This is a genomic window from Enterococcus sp. DIV0682, assembly GCF_051712685.1.
In the GTDB taxonomy this organism is placed as follows: Bacteria; Bacillota; Bacilli; order Lactobacillales; family Enterococcaceae; genus Enterococcus; species Enterococcus faecalis.
This window is the reverse complement of the sequence record NZ_JBIOPK010000002.1, coordinates 38255-57428: the sequence shown is the minus strand read 5'-3', so window position 1 is coordinate 57428 and position 19174 is coordinate 38255. Positions and strand designations below refer to the sequence as shown.

Genomic DNA, 19174 nt, shown 5'->3' with positions numbered 1-19174 from the left:
TCCACGCTTGTTGATTAAATAGTTCTCTACTTGTTCTGTTGACGGTGCGTGTTTGAAATAATAACGAAACGGTTCTTTTTTCTCTTCTTTGATAGTGGCTTTTGGAAATTCTGTTTGTGTTAATAGCGCCACACACTCTTTAAACGAACCTAACTGTAAATAATGTTGCGCAAAAGAAATCGTATCTCCGCCCAGCGTCTTACCGTCTGAATTGACCACTGAATTTTGCCACCAACGATTGGTGAACTTATTAATACGTAAGCTATCATGTGCAGCGTCCGTTGCCCACTTGTTCCCTAAATCAATAATTTCTACTCCTTGGGCTCGGGCAAAGTCGACAATCGACACTTGTTTCGCTTTTTCCTTCAATTCCGTAAATGTTGGCATCGGTCTTCCTCCTTTAATTTTCATACACAAAAAGCACAGCGTATATGCCTTACGCTGTGCTTTTTATCGACTATTTTCTTGTTCTTGCTCACGGAGTAATTGTTGATAGATTCGCTGGTTCCGGGCATGTTCAACCTGTCTATCTAATCCCCGCTTAATTTTATTTAGTTGCTTCTGACTCACTAACGGTTTTTGCTTAGTGGTCTTCTCCCACTCCTCTTGATTCGTTTCATACTGACGAGGGGCACGCTTCTTTCGTTCCTGGTCTTGTTCCTTCATATCTCGCAATAAGGAATTTCCTAACCGCGTATACAACTCATGGTATTTATTTTTCCGATAATCCAGAATTCGTTTGTACTCTATATCCCCTGTTCCGTATGCTCGTTCCCGAACATCCATTTCTTCTTGTAACTGCTGGTCTAATTGCGAAACTAAATAAGGTTGATACTCAGACAAGTACCGCTCAATGTATTGATCAATGAACGGACGCGCTTCTCGTAATACGTGATTGTTATACTTCCATAAACGTCGATCGTTTGGTAAGCGATCATAAATTTGTGTGTACAATTGCCGATACGGTTCTTCTCTTAACGCTGCTTTCCACGAATAACCAGGTCCTGTAATTTCTTTCCGTATTAAAGTAGAAATTTTCGCTAACGATTGATCACGGTCTAAGAGATTACTCACCATACGACTTCGCACATGGTCCAAGGTCTTTTTATGCCAGCTCCCCTTCCTGGCCTGATACGTTTCTCCTGTTTTTCGATTCGTATAAAGACCATAGGGGCGTGTTGGTTCTGGTTCTACAATCGCAAAATGGATATGAATGTTATCCGTATTATAGTGAATGGAAGCCGCCCAGTTCGCCGAGTCTGCCAACTGTTCTTCCACTAACGTTTCTTTCATCATATGTCGAAACGCATTTTTTATATCGTCTGCTTGTAACTGCTTCGTCCGAGGATTCCAAAAACCATAGTGGGCTAACCAGTCATTGTCAAACGACACCACCCCTTGCCACATAACTGAGTCTTGCTCTTGTGCCTGTTGAAAGACTTCTTTAATCGATCGCCGTTCTTTGGTAGTTAAGTGATCTTTATTCGCAGTGAACAAACCATCACTTTTTTCAGGATTGCCCATGTATTCTAAGTACCCATCTTTGTCTTTGGTTGCGGCATTGAATTTCTCAAAGTGTTCATTACGAACAGCCTCGTCTCGGTCCAAATAATCCACATACGTTTTAAAGGTTTCTGCTTTTCCTGTGACGTATTGAAACGCAAAGACCACACCTGGTCGTTTCTTCTCGGTCATTCATTCCCCTCCTGCGGACCCTTGTATCGTTCACGGTTTAACTTCTTCGTTCGATACGCGGCAATCTCATCACTCACTCGTTGGATTGCTTGCTTCATTGGCTTAGCTACCAAGTCACTCATACCACCTAGGGAAGAAATCCCCTCTTTGATTAACCGACCATTCTCAATCTCCATCAGCACACGCGTATTTTTATCGATGTATCCTGTCCGAATACGTATCGGGTCCAGCTCTTTTTTTACGTCTTCGAGGAGTTCTTTTTTTAATTGTTGTAAGGTCTCAAGCTCTTCTTTCATTCGTGCATGTTCTTCAAAAATCATCGTAAGTAGCTCGGCGTTTTTCTTCCCTGGGTATTGTTCCGCATAGCGTTCAATATAGGCTAGCCCAAACGGACTATCCTCATTCGTGAACCTTGCTTCAAATCGTTGAACAGAATCCATTTACACACCCTCCCCAAATTCTTTGAGGAAGCGATCAATGACCGCGTCCTGTTGTTTAATGATACGCAGCGCTTCAGACAAAACCCGCTCGTGGTTTTTGACCAGCGCCTCCCACTCCAAACGTTCGCCGGTGAACTCGGCGCCTGCCACGTGAGAGGCAAGCACAGTCTTTGCGTAAGCTTCTCGGCTGACGCCTTTTTTTGTCGCTAGGTCGTCCAGACCCGCCACCGTTTTTTTTGAGAGCTTCCTTAATAAAATATCTGCCATAGCTATCTTCCTTTCGTTCAAAATATCAAGTGAAGCACGATAGAGGAAGCGGAGCTTCCTGCTATCGCGTTACAGAGAGTCTGTGGGCTTGGCCACAAGTGCACAGACTCTTTGTAAGAGCATAAGGGGAACCTGATATCAAAATTGATATAAACCGCAGTGCGGTTTGGTTTTAGCGTGATATCACTTTTTTTGTGAATACCGGTAAAATTGCCTGTTTTACCGGTACTTTCTTAACGGTAGAACTATGGTTTTTAACGGTAAAATCATTTTTACCGTTAAAAACACCCAAATTACCGGTAAAAAAACCTCAATTTCCCTCTAATTTTTTAGCTAATTTTTGGTACTGAACCATCATTTTTTCCTGTTCCTCCACTCGTTTTTGCTCTTCCTCTATGCTCTGAGTCAACGAGCGAATCTTGGATTGGTTCTGAGAAATTTTCCCTTCGTCCGTCGTCCGTTGCTCACTTGTTTTGAGGGAGAGGTGCTCTTTCATTTCTTGATTGGCTGCTTCTAAAATTTTAATATCTTGCCGTGCTTTTCGAATCGTCGCTTCCGATTTTTTAGCTTCTTTCTGCGCTTCTTTTTCTAGAAAAACATACAAGGTTTTCAAGTAAGCCTCCTCTGTTTTTGGCTGGAATTTCTTCTGATGGTTCGCCCTTTTTACAGAAACTGGGAAGAGCTCAGAACCACTAATCAAACTCTTCTGTTCACTCTTTGTATACATCACCGCAAGGACAAAATCTCTGTCTTTTTTTACGGATTTAACGAACAGTTGATAGTAATCGTCTGTGATTTTTTCCACCTTGACGTCTAGCTTACTCAACATGTTTTTAGTCTTTTGGACAACGGGTTGAATAGGGTCTAGCGGGTCAATTTTGTTGACCTTAAAGTACACACCTAGCTGTAGAAGCTCTTGGTCTTCGTAGTAGTTGGCTTCCACTAACTGAACCACATTTTGCCCTTGCTCAATGTCCTCTCCAATCTTTACTCCTTTGTCTTTTTCATTGCCTGAATAGAAAAATAAACTACCAAACAAAACAAAGAAAATCGTTAAAAGGACTCCCCCCATTCGCCGATATTTTTTCACACGTCCATCTTTTAATGACAGTTCTGAAATCATAGTTTCTCCTCCTCTCACTCATTATTTTTTACGCACCAAACTCGTTACAATCGGGTATTCTTTTCCCCAATGTCGAGTGTATTTTGCCGCTACACGACCCTGCTCTGCGTTCTGTTCATAGGTGGTAAGTTGACCGTTTCCGTCAACGCTGGCTACCACACCGGTATGGCCATAAACTTGTGGGGCATACCCACCTTGACCAAAATTAATAACGTCTCCGGCACGCACATCATTGTAGCTAGGATTCAAGATAACTTCCCATCCATAGGCAGCCCAATCATAGTCTGTTCCTATCTGTGAGGCATACTCTTTATTGGATCCCATCAATTGCGGCCCACCTAATTGTGTGACATAGTAAGCCGTAAGCCCATAACACTCTCCATTGTTCAAAGTTTGACCTAAAACGCCATCAAGCGTGTTAATCGAACCCGTACTTCCTTCTTGTTGTTGCGACGTCACATAACGTTTTACCTTGTCACAATAAAAGAAGTTTCCACCATTCAAATAGAGGTACCCGCCATTGTACGCAACAGCGATTGGATCATTGTAGGTGTATCTTGCTCCAGTGGTATTTCCTAAAGACGGCGCCACCACCGTTAACGAATATTTATCCGCCAATTCTGTCGAATGCTTCTTGCCATTTTGAGAAACAAACACATTGTAATTACTCCCGAAGTTATACGATTGGACAGCCGTCCAACGGTCATTGCCTAACGCTCGCGCTTGGTTCAAACACTGCTTGTAATACCGAACTCCTTGTCGTATCGACGACTCAGAATCTGCCAACGCAAACTGAGGCAAGCCTGCCGACTCACTACTCTGCATAGGGTCAGGCTCTTTCCCTCCAGACTCCACCATCATGATGGCCAATAAGACGGGGACTTCTTCAGAAATGTTTTCCTCTTTGGCGTATTTTTCAACGATGGCTTTCTTTGCCAACACTTCTGGACTAAGGTTTTGATTCCCCAAAACCCCTGAAACATTTCCTCCTTGTCCGCTACTTGCACTGTCTGCTTGCGCTAAAAAAAAAGCGCCTGTCGCAAGAAGTATCACCGAGAAAAAAATAGCGACCGTGAGGAAAAAACTACCAGGAAGAAGCCAACATAATAACTTATGCTTTAGGAGTTTTTTCACTAGGCATTACCTCTTTTCTTCAAAAGAAACCTCTTCAATTTTCCAGTCATTCCCACTTTGTCCAAACAATAATTTTCCAGTCATTAATACGCCTCGATTCTGTTTATCTACACTCATAAAGGAGTAAATCAATTGCTCTTTTGCCCCATAATGAACCACTTCTTCCTTCTCTATATTTTGGATAAACTGATAAAGAGAAATCTGTCCAGAAGCCAATTGCTTTTGGACAGATTCGCTTGTAATGGCCTTGATTGCTGGGTCTTTTTTCACGTCTGGGTTCATTAATGAAACGATAAATTGTGTGCCTAGCGCTTCTAATTTACTAATCGTATCCAAAGACGACGCATTCCAATTGGCTTGGTCTACAGCACGTTTAGAAGGCTCTTTTTCTACTGAGGAGGACGACGTTTCCATTGACTCAGACGAACGATTAATCGTTGAAGCATCTTCTTTCATGGTGGAAGAAAGAACATATTCTTCAACGTCGCCTTTTCCTTCATTACGGAAGAAAAGCGAAACCATGCCTATAAGTAAAAACACGACAAAAAAGCACGCAATAAACACCCGAAATTCTTTTGGCTGTTTCATTACGCACCACCTCCAAAGAGAAGTATTTCTTCTTGCGTACGTTCAGTCGTCATTAATAAATTTTCTGCGCCATCAATACAGAGAAGTCCTTGTCCAACCTTTAAATTCGGCAACAACTCATATTGAAGTTCGGAAATACTATCTCCAAACAATTCTCGAATAATCTTTAAAGAAACTTGACTATGTTTCAATAAGAAACGATACTGACACAACCCATACAATTGCGAAATATCATTCGCAGCTTCTGCCATGTCTTTGTCTGACACCTGATCCATATTTGGAAACATTCGCTCCAACCGTTGAGTTGCCAACCAGATACCCCCAAACAACTTCCGTGCTTCAGACATCATGGTCATAAAGAACCGTGTAACATAGGACTTCGTTGTATTGATCCAATTGTGGCACTCGTCTACCGCTATCACAAAATGTCGAGCCAAATCAAGGGCTTCTTCTGAATTCATTGTTTTTATCCGTTCGTTATACAAATCAAATTCTTTCAACCCTTGACGCATACACGCTTCATGCGTTTGGTCAATGGCATTGTACATTTGTAAATCTTGAATTTCTCCTGAAAGCTGTCCCAAAGTATTCGTGTTATAACAAACAACCTGCACATTGCTTAAATCTTTGAACGTCGTATGGCCATTAAACATATTGCCATACTGCTTTCTTAATTTGGTTAACGAAAGAAGAATACTTGAATAATAGCTTTGATACTCTGGATCACTTTCTTCTTCCTTCCGTTTTTCAAAATAAGCGATCACGTCACTTAAAATAGGATATTCTTCCACTGGAAGCGACGTGACAGGTTGTGTTTGTCGTTCTCCAATTAACCCAATGTCTTCATAAAAATCATGGAGAGTATTCGTATAAAGGGTTACTATGTCCTCTTTCGCTTCTTTATTAAACATCCGATACTTAATTCCTGCTTTAGAAATATGTTGCTGGAAAGACGCTTTTTCGTCCACCGTGCCGTCCTCACGGACGACCGTTGGAAATACTTGATACATATTAATCATGCCGTCTGTGCCATCTAAATTAACGACTGCGCCCTGAAACAAGCGAACCAGCGCATTGGCTTCCTTCGTTGTGCCAAAAATACGAATCAAATCACCACGCATTGCGCGATCAAATAACATCGCTTTTAATAGCGTTGATTTTCCCGCGCCCATATCTCCAGATAAAAACACATTGTAGTAAGTGCGTTTGTCTGTTTTCGCAAAAAAATCAATGTATACCGTTCCACCAGAAAACGTCGTACCATAATAGCGCCCTCGTCGGTCATTTAACGCTGTTTGGTTATGAGAAAAACCTAACCCCATGACTTCACCAGGCAAAGGCAAACTTTCCCTGGAATTAGATAGTTTTTCTTGTTCATGAATTGGTAAAAACATCGAACGGTATTCATCGTCGTTTTCATCCATGAATACCGTTCCTGTATACCCATCACTACCCAAAGTCTGCATAATCGTATTGACACGCTTTTCTAGCCCTTCTAATGTGGCATCATACACAAAAATTCGTAAATGAACTTGTTTGATTTGTTCTCCTGTTTGACTCAATGCCAAAGACCATTCCCGTGAAATTTGCTCTTCTGCCGCTAAATCATCCGCTGTAGTTTGATTAGGGGCACGTCGTCTTTGAGAGGCAATTTCACTGACAGAATCAGAAATTGCTTTTTTATAATCCTTATCTTCAGGCGTATAATAATCCACAATTAACAACGTATGTGGCATTACTAAATTTTTAATCCAGGTATCTGTAAACAACGTGGGGCGATCCACCACATGAATACACGTATTGTAACTATCACCAAAACGCAAGAAAAATTCATGTGCAGTAGATACGCCACCTTTTGGTTGCGTATCATAAATCAACTGAAGATCTCTTCGTGTTTGTTGGGTATGTTCTGTTTGATCTTTTATCTGTTTATTCTTCTTCCACAAGTCGAATCCCTCCCGTATTATTCATTAGTTGTAAGACCAACACTTTATCTTGTTCAGAAATTACCTGATAGTCATATACTTTGTACTTCTTAATTTTGCTTAAATTATTTTCCAACTCTTTGATGGTATCTCCGAAAAACCACGTAAATGAGGTAAATCGCATCACGTTTTTTTCCAACCACTTTAATTTTTCTAATTCCGTGTGTAAGAGTCGTAAATGAACGGGATCTGTCGTTGAATCAATCATTTTTTTATAATATTGTTGTTGCGTTTGATTTCGTTCAGGGAAATTCATATACACTTCTTTGACGGAACGTTTGTATTCCCGCATAAATTCCCACGCATTCTCTTCAATGTAATCTAGTTCATCATAAGTTAAATAATCCAAATCATACTTTTTAGGCACTGTAATTTCTGCATACAATTCCCGGTAACTATTTCTTAACTTGATGTACCCTTCTGGTGTCATGCCTGCAACGGGATACAATTTCGTTAATTCCAAAATCCGCTTTTGATTTTTCTTTGCTTCTCGGGTTTGTTTTTTCTTTCGTTCTGCAATCGCATCAATTCCCATGATCTTCCTCCTCTGCTTTTGGTGGGTGAATAGGGTGATAGACCCCGCGTGTTTTATAAAACGCGCGGAGAATCACCTGAAAATTCTTTTTGTTGTGTACTTCAGACGGACTAATCAAAAAATAAACCGTTATTGGAAACAAAATCAGCACAATCACTTTGAATATCCCTACAAAAAACGTAGACAGTAAAAAGCCAAAAGGAATAGCTAAAACCGCAAGAAGAGCGTCTTTTAAGCTTAATTTTTGATTGTATTTTTCTTTTTCAATCAATCGTTTTGGCACAGGAATTTGTCTTCTCATGGTTTATCTCTCCATTTCTCTCCTGTATTTTTTCCTAATTCATAACTTCGTACGCCACCACGTACCAGTTTGGTTTGTGCAAGATTTTGACGTGTAGAAATGTATTTATCTACCATAGCGTCTTTGAATGTATCGTCAGAGCTTGGTGTAGATAAATCTCTTTCCAATCTTGCTCTTGCCTCTTTAGCAGCCATTGGTAAGGTCGCTGGATTAGCCTTTGGTTCTGATTGTTCAGCTAAATTGCCTGCTTGATACGCAGCTAAATGTCCTGGAGAAACCGAAACTTGTTTTTTCACGCCATTTTTGGAGAAATCATTTGCCGGTGTTGCTTTTCCAGCTCCTTCTCCTAGTTTCGGAGGTGTCCCTGTAGAATCTGGTTTGGCTCCAGTTAAATCATTTAGTAAATCAGCTGCTTCTTTAGGATCCGTAATCATTGGTGGGGTAGGTTGTTCACCATTGCCTCCTGAAGGCGTCCCCTCTTCTCCAAAGCCATTCGCAGAAAGATTGGTTTTTGGTTCTGGCGAATGATTAGAGTCTGTGTTTTCTTTGTTTCCTGCTGTTGGTGGGTTATTTTTTGCGCCATTTGTTTGAGTAGTCTTTTCAGGATTAGCTTTTGGTCCTGTGGAAGCTCCACCTTCTGGAAGAGGGCCTCCTTTAAAGCCTTTCAATAAACCGCCTAAACCTGCACCGGCATTCGTTGCGCCTCGTACAGCTTTTCCTCCAACAGATTTTGCCGTCTGCATAGATTTAGATACACCGCTTGCCATCGCTTTTCCTGCGCTAGTTGCGGCCATACTGCTCTGTGTAAAGCCAACTAAGCTTCTTCCTACAGAACTTAAGCCCGCATCAATGCCAAATAACTGTTCCACAATATTTGGACCATCAATTGCGGCCATTGCACCAGCAAGAATCGCAATGATATCCCATGGTTTTTCTAACGACAGTTCTTTTACCGCAGTCATATACAAAACAAAAATGTTCAATAAAACAGAAAGCAAGTACAAAACAATAAACGAATCTCTGATTTTAAACAATAAGGTCTTGTTTCGTTGGCCATTCTCTAAATCCGTCAGTGTCAAGCCATAACCCAACACCCGCATAACACCAATTTCATAACAAATTTTTCCTGTTTTAAAAATGGTAAACACTAAAACAAGCCCATAAGCAAGCAATTCTAATAAGATATACCAAGGGTGCCAAGAATAACGGTAATAAGCCTCGTCCCACTTGAAAACGCCTTTCATTTTGGCAAGTTTGGCTTCACCATTTACTTCTAGTACTTTCTTCGTTAAAGTTTCTTTTCCCTCTTTCGATAGTGGCGATTCTTTAAACAAATGTAAGTCGGTATCTACTTCTTCAGATATATCCAATAGATTTAAATTTTGTACTTTTTGAATATCATTTACGCCTACATCATTGGCTGGATATTGCCACCCTTGTTTGTCAATGGTATACAAATCCGTAATATTGTCTTTAAAGATCTGTAACGTGGCTTCGGAAGGCTGTTGTAGTCCTTCTCGACCAGCTGAGACCAATTCTCCCGCTTTGCCCATAAAAAAAGGCAATCCTACAAACATTAGAATTGCCATCAATATATTATTCACGATTTTTTGTTTGTCTTTTTTAGGGTCACCGATTAAGCGAAAGGCGATCCATAGCATCGCCAACGTCATTAACGAAATAACTACCGGACGATACGGATCAATAAAATTTCTAACTGCTTGACTGTCCCAAAAATTCATTAATTGATACATTTGGGACACACCTTCACCTAAAGCATCCACAAACCCTTTAATACCAAGCAATAGATTGAATGAGATATCTCGCGAAGCACTGACCCAAAATTTCGAGATATTCAATAACGGGTCAAACTCCAACAATCGAGCAATGATTTCTTCATTGGACATCGATTCCTATTCCCCCTTCCTATCGTTCTACCATACTGTAAAATAGTTCTTGAACCTCAGGAATATCGAAATAAATCAACCAATTTTCTACTTCTTCCACTGTATCTAAAGAAAGAAAACGATCGTATTGGTCTTCTTCCACGGAACGTTGAACAATGGCGCGCATCAAAGTTAATTGATCCTCACTAAACACGTTAGTTAATAAGGTAAACGTGTCATGAATAGGTTCTAACTCTTCAATCATGGTAGAAACTTCTTCTTCTGGCAACGTTTCTTCTGTTGTCCCATGTATATACTCCACTTCTTCCACCTCCCTTGGCTCTTCTATTTCATCATAAGTAGGGGTTGGTTGCGGATCTTTTGTATAAACCCCTGTATCTTCTATATCAACCGTATCAATCTTAAAGTCGATAATTAACTCCTCCATGCAAAGATACGCATGTGGACTTGGTTCTCCATGTAATTCCTCAAAAGTCATTGGGTGATCAAATCGAGGCATTAAATACTCATAGCGGTGCAACATTTTGGTTCCCTCTGCTTCACACGCTCGAATCGGTCGTGGCTCAACGCCATTCCCTTTTAAGTCTCTACGCATTTTCGTCCGATAAACAATCCATTCTCCAGGCTTCAATAACCGTAGCTCTTCTTCTTTTAACAATTCTCGTCCGTCTTCTGATTCACCATAACTTTTATCCATGCTTAATGGATCCCCATGTCGGCTAGTAGAAATAACCGTTGTTTCCCCTAACATACTACAGAAATACTTCGCATCGTCTTCTCCGTCTCCCATAATATAAATCTTGTTTCCACACGCATTTATTAAGGCACGGGCACCTTCTTTTCCATAGTTTTTGTCTAATTGCACCATTGATTGGGTGATCAAGTAATAAATCATTCCCCGCTCTAATCCAACATTCATATGGCGCTCTAAGCCTGGTACAGCTGGAAAATTGGCTACTTCTTCCATGACACTTTTTACTCTACGTGGCAATTTAGAGTCTCTGGATAAAGTCGCGCATTTCGCCAACACATAATTCATTTGTGTTAAGAAGGTGGAAATTAACGCATAGTTGGAGTCGTCGTAGTCTGGATAAACAATAAACAACGCCACTGGTTTTTCCCCATACGCCAATTGTTCAAAAGCAAAATTACTTTTAGCCGTTAAACGACCAATACTATCAAAGGTAAAACTCTTTAGTTTTGCCATTGTACCTGTATAAATCCCAGAACGGGTAATCCCTTGAGAAAATCGAATTGTCGAAAATTGAAGTTTTGCTGGATTCGTTGGCTCTAAATCACTGAAAAACGCGTCTAAAGACGTCATGCCATTTTCGTCTGGATCTTGGCCCAATTCACTCAACATTACCGAAACGGTATACATAGTAACTTTTTCAGGTTCGTCTTTCTCTTTACAAAGAAAACATACTGCTAAAATTAGCGCATTCACTAGCGCAATAGACGCTTCTTCCCACATAGGATCTGAATGAGAATGTTCGTTATGAAACAAGGAGTAAGTGAACGTGTTACATAACAATTGCGCTGTATCGTAATCGCCTTCCCAATATGCTTTTTTGATTAATTCTAGCGGATTATACCCCATTGAATACTCTGGCTTTACTAAATTTAAACACCAAACGTCATAGCCAAAACGCTCAAACTCTGCTTTGGTATTTTTAATCATATTCCCCTTTAAATCAGTGATAATCACCGAATCTTTTTCTTTTGCACGCATAATCAGGTCTAGCGTTGGATAAGTATACATTTCTGTTTTTCCAGATTGTGTTCCCGCGTCTACCCAGGCATTAGTCTTATTTCGGTCCATAAACACATACCCATTTGAACAAAAAGGCAGTGAAAATCCTTGAAACTTCCATAAAGAATACCACACAGGCGACAAATTAAAATGAAGAACCGGAATCCCGCTTTCTCCTTCATATTCTTCCTCATTCAACGCCACGATTGGATATTGTTCAAGCATTTCTTTAAAGGTTGTCCATCGAGCAACCCCTTTTGTGCCTTTATTCAAATCCCGATAAGCAATCCGCATTTGGTATAGTTTTTTTGGTACAAGCAATAACCAAACAAGCAAAACTGCTAGTGGGAAAAAGCGCATGTACGCACCGAACAAAGGCGCTGGTTGTAACGGAGACGTTTGTAAGAGATAGGTCCATAATTGTTGCCCAATAGACGGACCGTTTTCCATCAGTTCTGGTGAAATCCCTTGATTTTTTATCGTAACTAACGCAGATAAGCCTACATAAAGAAGTTTTGTGAGAATATTTAATCCTATAAGCAATGCAAAATAAGAGGCTACACCAACAAAAGCAATCGCCAAAGGATGGGAAAGAATCACTTTCCATTGTTTATATTTCTTATGCATGAATCTCCCTCCTTAACGACCAAGACCTTGCGTCCTCTTTTTAGCAGCCGGTGCATGTTCTTTTCGTGTACTAGAGGGGGTCTGTGTTTTTTCTTGTTCATTGGTCTTGGCTAAGCTTTTTTCGTACTGTTGATCAATTTCTTGTATAAATTGTTTACATGTTTTTTGAATATCTCCTAAAATAGCCACTTGTTCTTCTGCGTTTTCTTCATAAAACATTTGGCCATTTTTCGTCCAGTTAGCAATGTAAGGAATCGCATGTTCTTTCGTATCTATCCCATAATGATTTGAAACAACATAAGACACCATTTCTGCTTGTAATTCCTTGATATTGGTCGTTTGCGCCGTTACTTGTTTGGTGGACCAGTACGAATTCGGCTCATTTTGTCGCGTACGATCATGTAATTGCGCATGGGCCAATTCATGTATCAAAGTAGCCACTTCTTCTGTTGGCGTGTTTCTTGGATTGAGTACAATTTCTTTTTGTTTACCGTCTATACTTGTCGCAAAAACGCCTTTAGCCAAACCCAACTCCCGAAAACCCAGCCGAGACGTTTGCGGCGTACGAATAGGTACCTGCATTTTTTCTGAAACATGGTGTAATGATTGTTTTAAAGCAGCTAAATCGGTTGTTTTTTCTGTTGAAAAAGCAAACCGTTTATTAGGAAACAACTTAGGATAATCCTCAGGTTTCGCATTGGTTTGCGTAATATCAAATACAGTTGTTGGCGAAAACGAATAAATACTATGTTTCGTTAATTCTCCTGTTTGAATTTTTTCTTTTTGTTCTTTGGTGGCTTTTGATAAAGGGATACATTGCCCATTTTCTCCCTTAATGTATTCAAAAATATTGGGTTTTAAAATACGAATCCCTTTTTCCCCTCGTTGAACAGAGAAGCCCATTTTTTTGAAAAAGGCAAAGCTTCCTACTGCCTGAGCACCTTCAAATTGCGCCTGAATCAATGCTTGATTCCGAAAAGAATACTCATAGAAACGATCCATAAACCGCAATAACTCTAATTGATCTTCAATTGTTTTGGTATGGTTTTGAATGTAGGTCAAGCTTTTTTCAGTCATTTGTTGGACTTCTTGTTCAATTTCTTCTTTTGTCCGTTTTTGCCACTTAGCCATTTAGAAACTCCTCTCTAGTCATAAAGACCCCTTCGCCAAATTGATGTTTTTCTTTTAGTATTTGTTGGAAATCTTCCGCAATCACTTCGTCTACTTCCAACATTAATTCTTCTTTTGTTTCTAAATCTTTCGCGTATAGCCGATTAGGCTCCACCTTTGTGATTCGAACCAATTTCTTTTTATTCATGTGTTCCTCCTAAAAACGTTATTTTTAAATACAAAAAAGAGTCCCTGCAAATAAGCAAGGACTCTTTCTAGTCATTTTTTTGATCTTTTATACAAGTATAGATTGTGCTCACACAGAGTTAAGCAATAAAAAATTCCTAAACTTGCATGCAAGAGTATGTTAAAAATAGATAACTCAAAGACATTTACTACTTGTGCCACACAAAAAGACACTCCTAGAACCAGATAGAAAATACCTAACCATAAGAAAGGAACTTCTTTCTCTTTTGACAGTGTTCTTTCCACTAAAAATGGCAAGAATGACGGAAAATACTTTACTTTGAAGGCAAGCTCTATTTTTCTAGGTACAAGGTTTTCTTGTTCCGTTAAACTTCCTTTGTCCTTCGATAACGTATACTCACGTTTTTCTCTTACCAACTGAAAATACGTCTTTTCTTCTGTAGAACGATATGATGTTATAAGTTTTTGAGCCAACTCTTCATCATGGAGTTTAATTACTTGTTGCCACAAACAACAAATAATAAGTAGTGAAGATATCGGTAACAGCTTGTGCCACACTGATTCTGAAAGTCCACCAACTATTCCTATTAAAGCCCACGAAATAAACACATTTGTAATAGGTGTCAAAAGTTTTAACAGGCTTCCTTGTTCTTTTATGAAATGACTGAGCAAATAAACACAAACCAAAACAGCATATATTAAACGAATATACCTCCCTACTCCAAATGTTTCTTGCCCAAAAGAAATAGTCATGGCATTCATACTATGCCAACCTTCCATTCCCACATCAGCTAAAGCAAAAAAGATACATACATTTACAACCATATTAAATACGCGTTCCACTACATATTGTTGATACCAATACTTCATATTAAACCTCCACTAATGCTGCTTTCGCATGTTGTAATGCACTTACTGCGTCATTGACTTGTTCTTGTGTTGCTTGTGGATCTGCCATTACTTGATTGGCTGTTTGCAACGCTTGAGCCAATGTTGCCCAACTATCCGATGTATAGTTTGAGGCTTCTAACTGAGCAACTTCTTGAATCAGCTGTGTTAAGACGGTCTTATCTGCTTTTCTTACCAATTGCTCTTTGGCTTGTTGTAACGCTGCTAATTGTGCTTGTGCTGCTTCTTCTGTTACTTCACCACTAGAAACAAAGGCTTTCGCTCTAGCCAATTCAGCTGTAAATACCGCTACGGATTGTTCCGTATACTCGGTTAAATCCATTTGTTCGCAAACTTCAATCAAACGCGTCAATTGTAATAGACTATAATCTGGTTCCCCAATCGTTTGTAATTGAGCTAACGCTGCTTGAACCAATTGAACACTTTCGTCCACTTGGGCTTGTGTAGCATCCACAAATTGCAAGACTTGTTGCGCTTGACCTACCGCTTCGTCTAATACTTGTAAACTTTCAGCTGTATACAACGCGCGATCAATGCCTTTGGCTTGCTCAACAATCGCTTGAAGCGCTGCTTTTTCTCCACGTTCTACTAAATGCATAATCGCTTGATTCAACTGATTTAACGCTTCATCAATACGTTCTTGTGTCGCTTCGCCTTCTTGGATCAACGCTGTTGCTTGTTCATACGCTTGATCTAAGCGTTGGGCACTTTCTGTCGTATAGTTTTCTCGTTGAATGAGCTTCACTTGTGCGACCAACTGCTCTAAATCAGAAAAATTTCCTCGTAGTACCAATTGATCAATGGCTGCTTGTAAGGCTTCTACTTGTGCATTCACTTGAGCTTGCGTTGCTTGACGTTCTTCTAACATAGTTTTCGCTACCTTCAGTTGGTTTTGCATCGCTTGATAAGAAGCTGTCATATAAGCAGAAGCTGGTAAGCCTTCCGCATTTTCAACTAAGCGTGCCAATACTTGATAATCCACAATCGCTACAGGTGGCTGTGGATCAGGTTGTGGCGTTGGTTCTTGCGGTGTTTCTGGTTGAACAGGCGGCAATGGAACAACTGGTTTGTCCATTTCTTCGCTTGGTTTTGTTGGTGTATTATCCGTTACTGGTTTTTGCGGAGATTTTTCTGGTTTAAAAATTGCTGGTTGTTGCAATACTTGGTCAAGAATTGTCGGCTGTTTTGTTGCTTCCTTGTCTTTGATTGATTGTGCAACAGCGACCAGCTCTTTCGGCGATAAGGAGGACTTCGTTGTTCCTTTATTGTCTGAATCTTTCGCTGTTTCTACCAAGCCAAACCGTTCAAAAACATCCGTTGAAACGTCTGTGTTCGCTTTCTTTGCTTGACTTTTCTTAGTCGTAACACTTGATTTTTTTCGACGATCTTCAGGAATGATCCAAGAATCAGTTTCTTTTTCTTTCTCTCCAGAAAATTTTTCAGTTGCTTGCTGCTTTGGTGGGGTAAATGCTTGGTAAGTCGCATAACCGACCGTTCCCGTACAAACCGTCACAGCGGCTACAATACCTAATAATTTCTTGTTTTTTAATAACTCCTTGTCAAAAATTGGCTTATTCATTTTCATAATAAAGCTCCTCTCCTAATTGTGTTAAACGTTGTTTCCACAGTTTTTCATTTTCTGAATCTTTCTTTTCCCGATAAAGAGCGATCATTTCTTGACATGTTTTTCCCGTCTCGATCAATTCCTTTATTTCTTCACTTTTCAAGCGCTTATTGATTGATTCAGCTTCTGAAAATGATTCTTTTCGAATCGCTCGAATGGCTTTTTTTGTCCAAGCTTTTTTTAATTCTGTGGCTAATTGGGTACTTTTTAAGGTTTTATTCAAGATTTCTGCTTCTTCTAATTGATCCAGTTGAATATACGCATAGGCCAACATTACTTTTCGATCCGTATTTAATTCTGACCCTTCAGTTTGAATGACCTTTTTCCATTCTTTTTGGTAGAAAGCCAAATCAAAGGTTCCCTCATCAGTGGGAAATTGCGCATTAAATGTTTTCAACTCCTGAAACGCTTGTTGTTCCACTAAATATTGTTCAATGGCTTCCCGTTTATCAGGAAAGGCAACAGCTGCTTCCGCATATTTTTCTTCTTTTAACAATTGTTCATAGGTTGGCTTGCTTTGTACGTCTTGCTTTGAAAAAGAACTTACCCAAAAACCACCTATTCCAAGAAAAACGAGAAGAAGTACCCCTAGGATTATTCCTTGGGTACTTCTTACTGAAAAGGTTGGCAAAGAAAAAGAACGCTTCGATGCGTTCACTGAGGGCGTACGATTCCTTTTTTCCTTTTGTTTTTTCTCTCGTTTTTTTGGTTCTTCTAAAGTATCTGGCGCTTCTAATGCTTGCTGGATACTGGCTAACAGCTCTTGGCATTCGGCAGAATCTGTCCGTTTGTGTAACGTGTTAAATGTATGTTGGACAACCAAAAGAAGGTTGCGTGAATGACCTTCTCCTACTACACAGTCATCCCGAAAAAGAATGTCTTTGTCTTCCATAATGGTTAATCGGATCGTATCTTTTTTTCCAGTATCTTCCGCAAACGTTTCTAACTTTTGCAAAAGCAAGTTGGCTTCTTTCACCGTTAATCGTTTTCTTTTAGAAGGGAGAAGTGTCTTCACCTTCCTCCCTCCTGTTATCTGAACATACATAAACTTCCCTCCGTTACGCGCTCATTAGCCAAGAAACAATCGCTGCTCCCGCTACAGCAATACAAATTCCTAATACAATGTGTTCTATATGTTCTTTGGCTTCTTCTACTTTGCGTTGATTTTTACGCATAATATTCCAAGCCGCCATTAAAATCTGTAACGTTGCCCAAGAACCCACAAGACCTGAAAAACCACCAATAAGAAAAGTTAAAACTGTTTGAATTCGTTCCATTAAGCTTGTCCTCCTCCATGATTTTTATGATTAGAATAAAAAGACCCTTGCGTTTTTTCCGCTTGTGTTTGTTTGGTCATCATCGCTAACGCTTCTGTCAACGTGTCTTGGTTCGTGGAGATATATTGTTGATACAACTCTCCCAACCACGTATCATGATCTTCTTTTTTTGCTGCCATGATTGCTTTTGCTAATTTTCGCCGATTGTTTAATTCGGTTTGTGTAATTTTCATTTGTTTAAGTGCCTCCTAATAACTTACTTTTCGTTTATTTCGTTTTAATTGCTTCGCTTGTTGTTTCTTTTCCTGACGTTCACTTCCAAATGTCGGGGTAAAGCGTTGGCCAATCAAACGCAACTCATGTAAAAATGCTAATTCCTCGTTATATTGACCTACAGGAATTTTTTTCACCCATTCTCTTTTTCGACCATAGCCTTGCCAGATATAGCCTGCTTGGTAAAGGGCTTGTTTGCAATGAAACCCTCCTGAAACGCCGATATAGTAATGCATACACAAAAGTGCTTCAACGGGTCGCAAAACACTTATTTGACTCATTGGAAACTGTTGCTTTAGAAAGGCTGCTTCTTGTTCCGCTTCTTGCTTTGTTGAAAATTCCTTTTCCCAAGCTTTACCTAACGTAAAGTAGCGGTAACTTCGATTTTTTAATAGCATTCGTGCCTCGTAACTATTCGTTACATGGACGGTAAAACCATTGTTTGTCGTTTGATTGGGCAACTCCCACGAAGAAACCTCACCAAATCGTTCCACTAGTTGATCATATTCTTTCACTGCATGGATAAGCAGTGTGTCTTCTGTCAACAAATCCATCGCCATAGCCGTACTTACCAACAAAAAGAAACGTTCATAAAACGCGTCTTTTTGTTTCAGTTCTCCTTCATCCATGAACAACACATGACGTGTCAATTCTCGTAACAGCGTTAATACCGTAGCTTCAGGAGACTGAGTAAGGGTAAACAGTTCAATTTTCCGATCATTCGGCACATATTGGGCCTGCCTACTTTTTAATTCCTTTGGAACAATGGAAACAGTAAAATCCAAATAAGGCGTTGCGTCTTCATACGTATTGGTTAATACCGTACACAACAAGTGATGCAAGGTTTGTTCTTCTCCAACCATTCCTCTCACCTCCCTTCAAAGCAACAAAAAAAGCAAGTAAAAACTACTTGCTTCAAAAATTGCTTTATGTTATATAATAAATAGAAGGACAATACTCCTTTAATAATCCCTGTGACTAAGTCACAAAACAAAAAATACTCCTTTGGTGTCCAGTAGTTGCGGTACTGGACATTCTTTTTTTCTTGAAAAAAAGACAGCATTTGTGGTATAAAAAAACAAAGAACAGTGTTATTTTCTGTTCTTTGTCACACTCAAGCGTCCGTTAGCGGATACTAACGGGCGTTTCTTTCTGGATCAATAGTCTACCAACAATATTTTCCAAAAACAGTCAATCAGTGGTCGATTGACTGTTTTTATCATAAAATTGACATCCTTTTCATTTGCATTATAATAAAAGGTGTATTAAACACTCCATCACAATCTATCTTGAAAGGCTTCGCATATTTTGTCGAGCCTTTTTATTTTTTATTGAAAAAGTTCTTTGGCTGTGATATAAAATAAAGAAGCGAGTAACTCAAACATAGTGCAAATCCTGAGTAAATTCGACGCATTGAAT

At 39.7% G+C, this 19174-nt stretch carries 19 protein-coding genes and 1 pseudogene; all 20 read right to left on the bottom strand.

The features are described 5' to 3' along the window. A pseudogene (locus tag IGK96_RS14040) lies at positions 1-387 on the bottom strand (DUF3991 domain-containing protein); the annotation flags it as partial. 63 nt (positions 388-450) lie between these two features. Further along, positions 451-1695 (bottom strand): MobP2 family relaxase, encoded by a 1245-nt coding sequence (gene mobP2 / locus IGK96_RS14035; RefSeq protein WP_174115634.1) that lies wholly within the window; start codon positions 1693-1695, stop codon positions 451-453. Beyond that, the gene (locus IGK96_RS14030; protein ID WP_174115633.1) at positions 1692-2135 is read right to left on the bottom strand and encodes a hypothetical protein; all 444 of its coding nucleotides are present in this window, start codon (positions 2133-2135) and stop codon (positions 1692-1694) included. The genes mobP2 and IGK96_RS14030 overlap by 4 nt, the downstream gene beginning before the upstream one ends. Beyond that, the gene (locus IGK96_RS14025; protein ID WP_075582997.1) at positions 2136-2402 is read right to left on the bottom strand and encodes a hypothetical protein; all 267 of its coding nucleotides are present in this window, start codon (positions 2400-2402) and stop codon (positions 2136-2138) included. A 310-nt stretch (positions 2403-2712) separates the two neighbouring features. Next, positions 2713-3525, bottom strand: a complete 813-nt coding sequence (locus IGK96_RS14020) for a hypothetical protein (RefSeq protein ID WP_438756355.1) — start codon at positions 3523-3525, stop codon at positions 2713-2715. A 21-nt stretch (positions 3526-3546) separates the two neighbouring features. Beyond that, entirely contained in the window at positions 3547-4659 is a 1113-nt protein-coding gene (locus tag IGK96_RS14015; protein ID WP_202499161.1) for a lysozyme family protein, read from the bottom strand. Positions 4660-4665: 6 nt separating this feature from the next. Beyond that, the gene (locus IGK96_RS14010; protein WP_016622476.1) at positions 4666-5247 is read right to left on the bottom strand and encodes a hypothetical protein; all 582 of its coding nucleotides are present in this window, start codon (positions 5245-5247) and stop codon (positions 4666-4668) included. Next, positions 5247-7193, bottom strand: a complete 1947-nt coding sequence (locus tag IGK96_RS14005) for a type IV secretion system protein VirB4 (RefSeq protein ID WP_172689745.1) — start codon at positions 7191-7193, stop codon at positions 5247-5249. Before IGK96_RS14005 ends, IGK96_RS14010 begins: the two co-directional genes overlap by 1 nt. Further along, the gene (locus tag IGK96_RS14000) at positions 7177-7767 is read right to left on the bottom strand and encodes a hypothetical protein (protein ID WP_014862498.1); all 591 of its coding nucleotides are present in this window, start codon (positions 7765-7767) and stop codon (positions 7177-7179) included. Before IGK96_RS14000 ends, IGK96_RS14005 begins: the two co-directional genes overlap by 17 nt. Then, positions 7757-8068 carry a hypothetical protein gene (locus tag IGK96_RS13995; protein ID WP_014862497.1) on the bottom strand — a complete coding sequence of 104 codons (312 nt, stop codon included), beginning with the start codon at positions 8066-8068 and terminating at the stop codon, positions 7757-7759. The genes IGK96_RS14000 and IGK96_RS13995 overlap by 11 nt, the downstream gene beginning before the upstream one ends. After that, positions 8065-9975 (bottom strand): pLS20_p028 family conjugation system transmembrane protein, encoded by a 1911-nt coding sequence (locus IGK96_RS13990; RefSeq protein ID WP_438756351.1) that lies wholly within the window; start codon positions 9973-9975, stop codon positions 8065-8067. The genes IGK96_RS13995 and IGK96_RS13990 overlap by 4 nt, the downstream gene beginning before the upstream one ends. 19 nt (positions 9976-9994) lie before the next feature. Then, the gene (locus IGK96_RS13985) at positions 9995-12355 is read right to left on the bottom strand and encodes a VirD4-like conjugal transfer protein, CD1115 family (protein ID WP_438756350.1); all 2361 of its coding nucleotides are present in this window, start codon (positions 12353-12355) and stop codon (positions 9995-9997) included. A 12-nt stretch (positions 12356-12367) separates the two neighbouring features. Beyond that, entirely contained in the window at positions 12368-13486 is a 1119-nt protein-coding gene (locus IGK96_RS13980) for an ArdC-like ssDNA-binding domain-containing protein (protein WP_438756348.1), read from the bottom strand. Next, the gene (locus tag IGK96_RS13975; protein ID WP_014862493.1) at positions 13479-13673 is read right to left on the bottom strand and encodes a hypothetical protein; all 195 of its coding nucleotides are present in this window, start codon (positions 13671-13673) and stop codon (positions 13479-13481) included. Before IGK96_RS13975 ends, IGK96_RS13980 begins: the two co-directional genes overlap by 8 nt. A 71-nt stretch (positions 13674-13744) precedes the next feature. Beyond that, positions 13745-14542, bottom strand: coding sequence for a hypothetical protein (locus tag IGK96_RS13970; protein ID WP_438756346.1), 798 nt, complete (start codon positions 14540-14542; stop codon positions 13745-13747). A gap of 1 nt (position 14543) precedes the next feature. Next, a complete protein-coding gene (locus IGK96_RS13965) occupies positions 14544-16166 on the bottom strand; it encodes a hypothetical protein (protein WP_438756344.1) in 1623 nt (540 codons plus the stop codon). Next, positions 16153-17220 (bottom strand): response regulator, encoded by a 1068-nt coding sequence (locus tag IGK96_RS13960; RefSeq protein WP_353968090.1) that lies wholly within the window; start codon positions 17218-17220, stop codon positions 16153-16155. Before IGK96_RS13960 ends, IGK96_RS13965 begins: the two co-directional genes overlap by 14 nt. Before the next feature lie 43 nt (positions 17221-17263). Beyond that, complete coding sequence (locus IGK96_RS13955) at positions 17264-17482, bottom strand: hypothetical protein (RefSeq protein ID WP_070363838.1); 219 nt, start codon at positions 17480-17482, stop codon at positions 17264-17266. After that, the gene (locus IGK96_RS13950) at positions 17482-17715 is read right to left on the bottom strand and encodes a hypothetical protein (RefSeq protein WP_014862488.1); all 234 of its coding nucleotides are present in this window, start codon (positions 17713-17715) and stop codon (positions 17482-17484) included. Before IGK96_RS13950 ends, IGK96_RS13955 begins: the two co-directional genes overlap by 1 nt. Before the next feature lie 15 nt (positions 17716-17730). Then, complete coding sequence (locus IGK96_RS13945; protein WP_438756341.1) at positions 17731-18618, bottom strand: hypothetical protein; 888 nt, start codon at positions 18616-18618, stop codon at positions 17731-17733. Between the last annotated feature and the right edge of the window lie 556 nt (positions 18619-19174).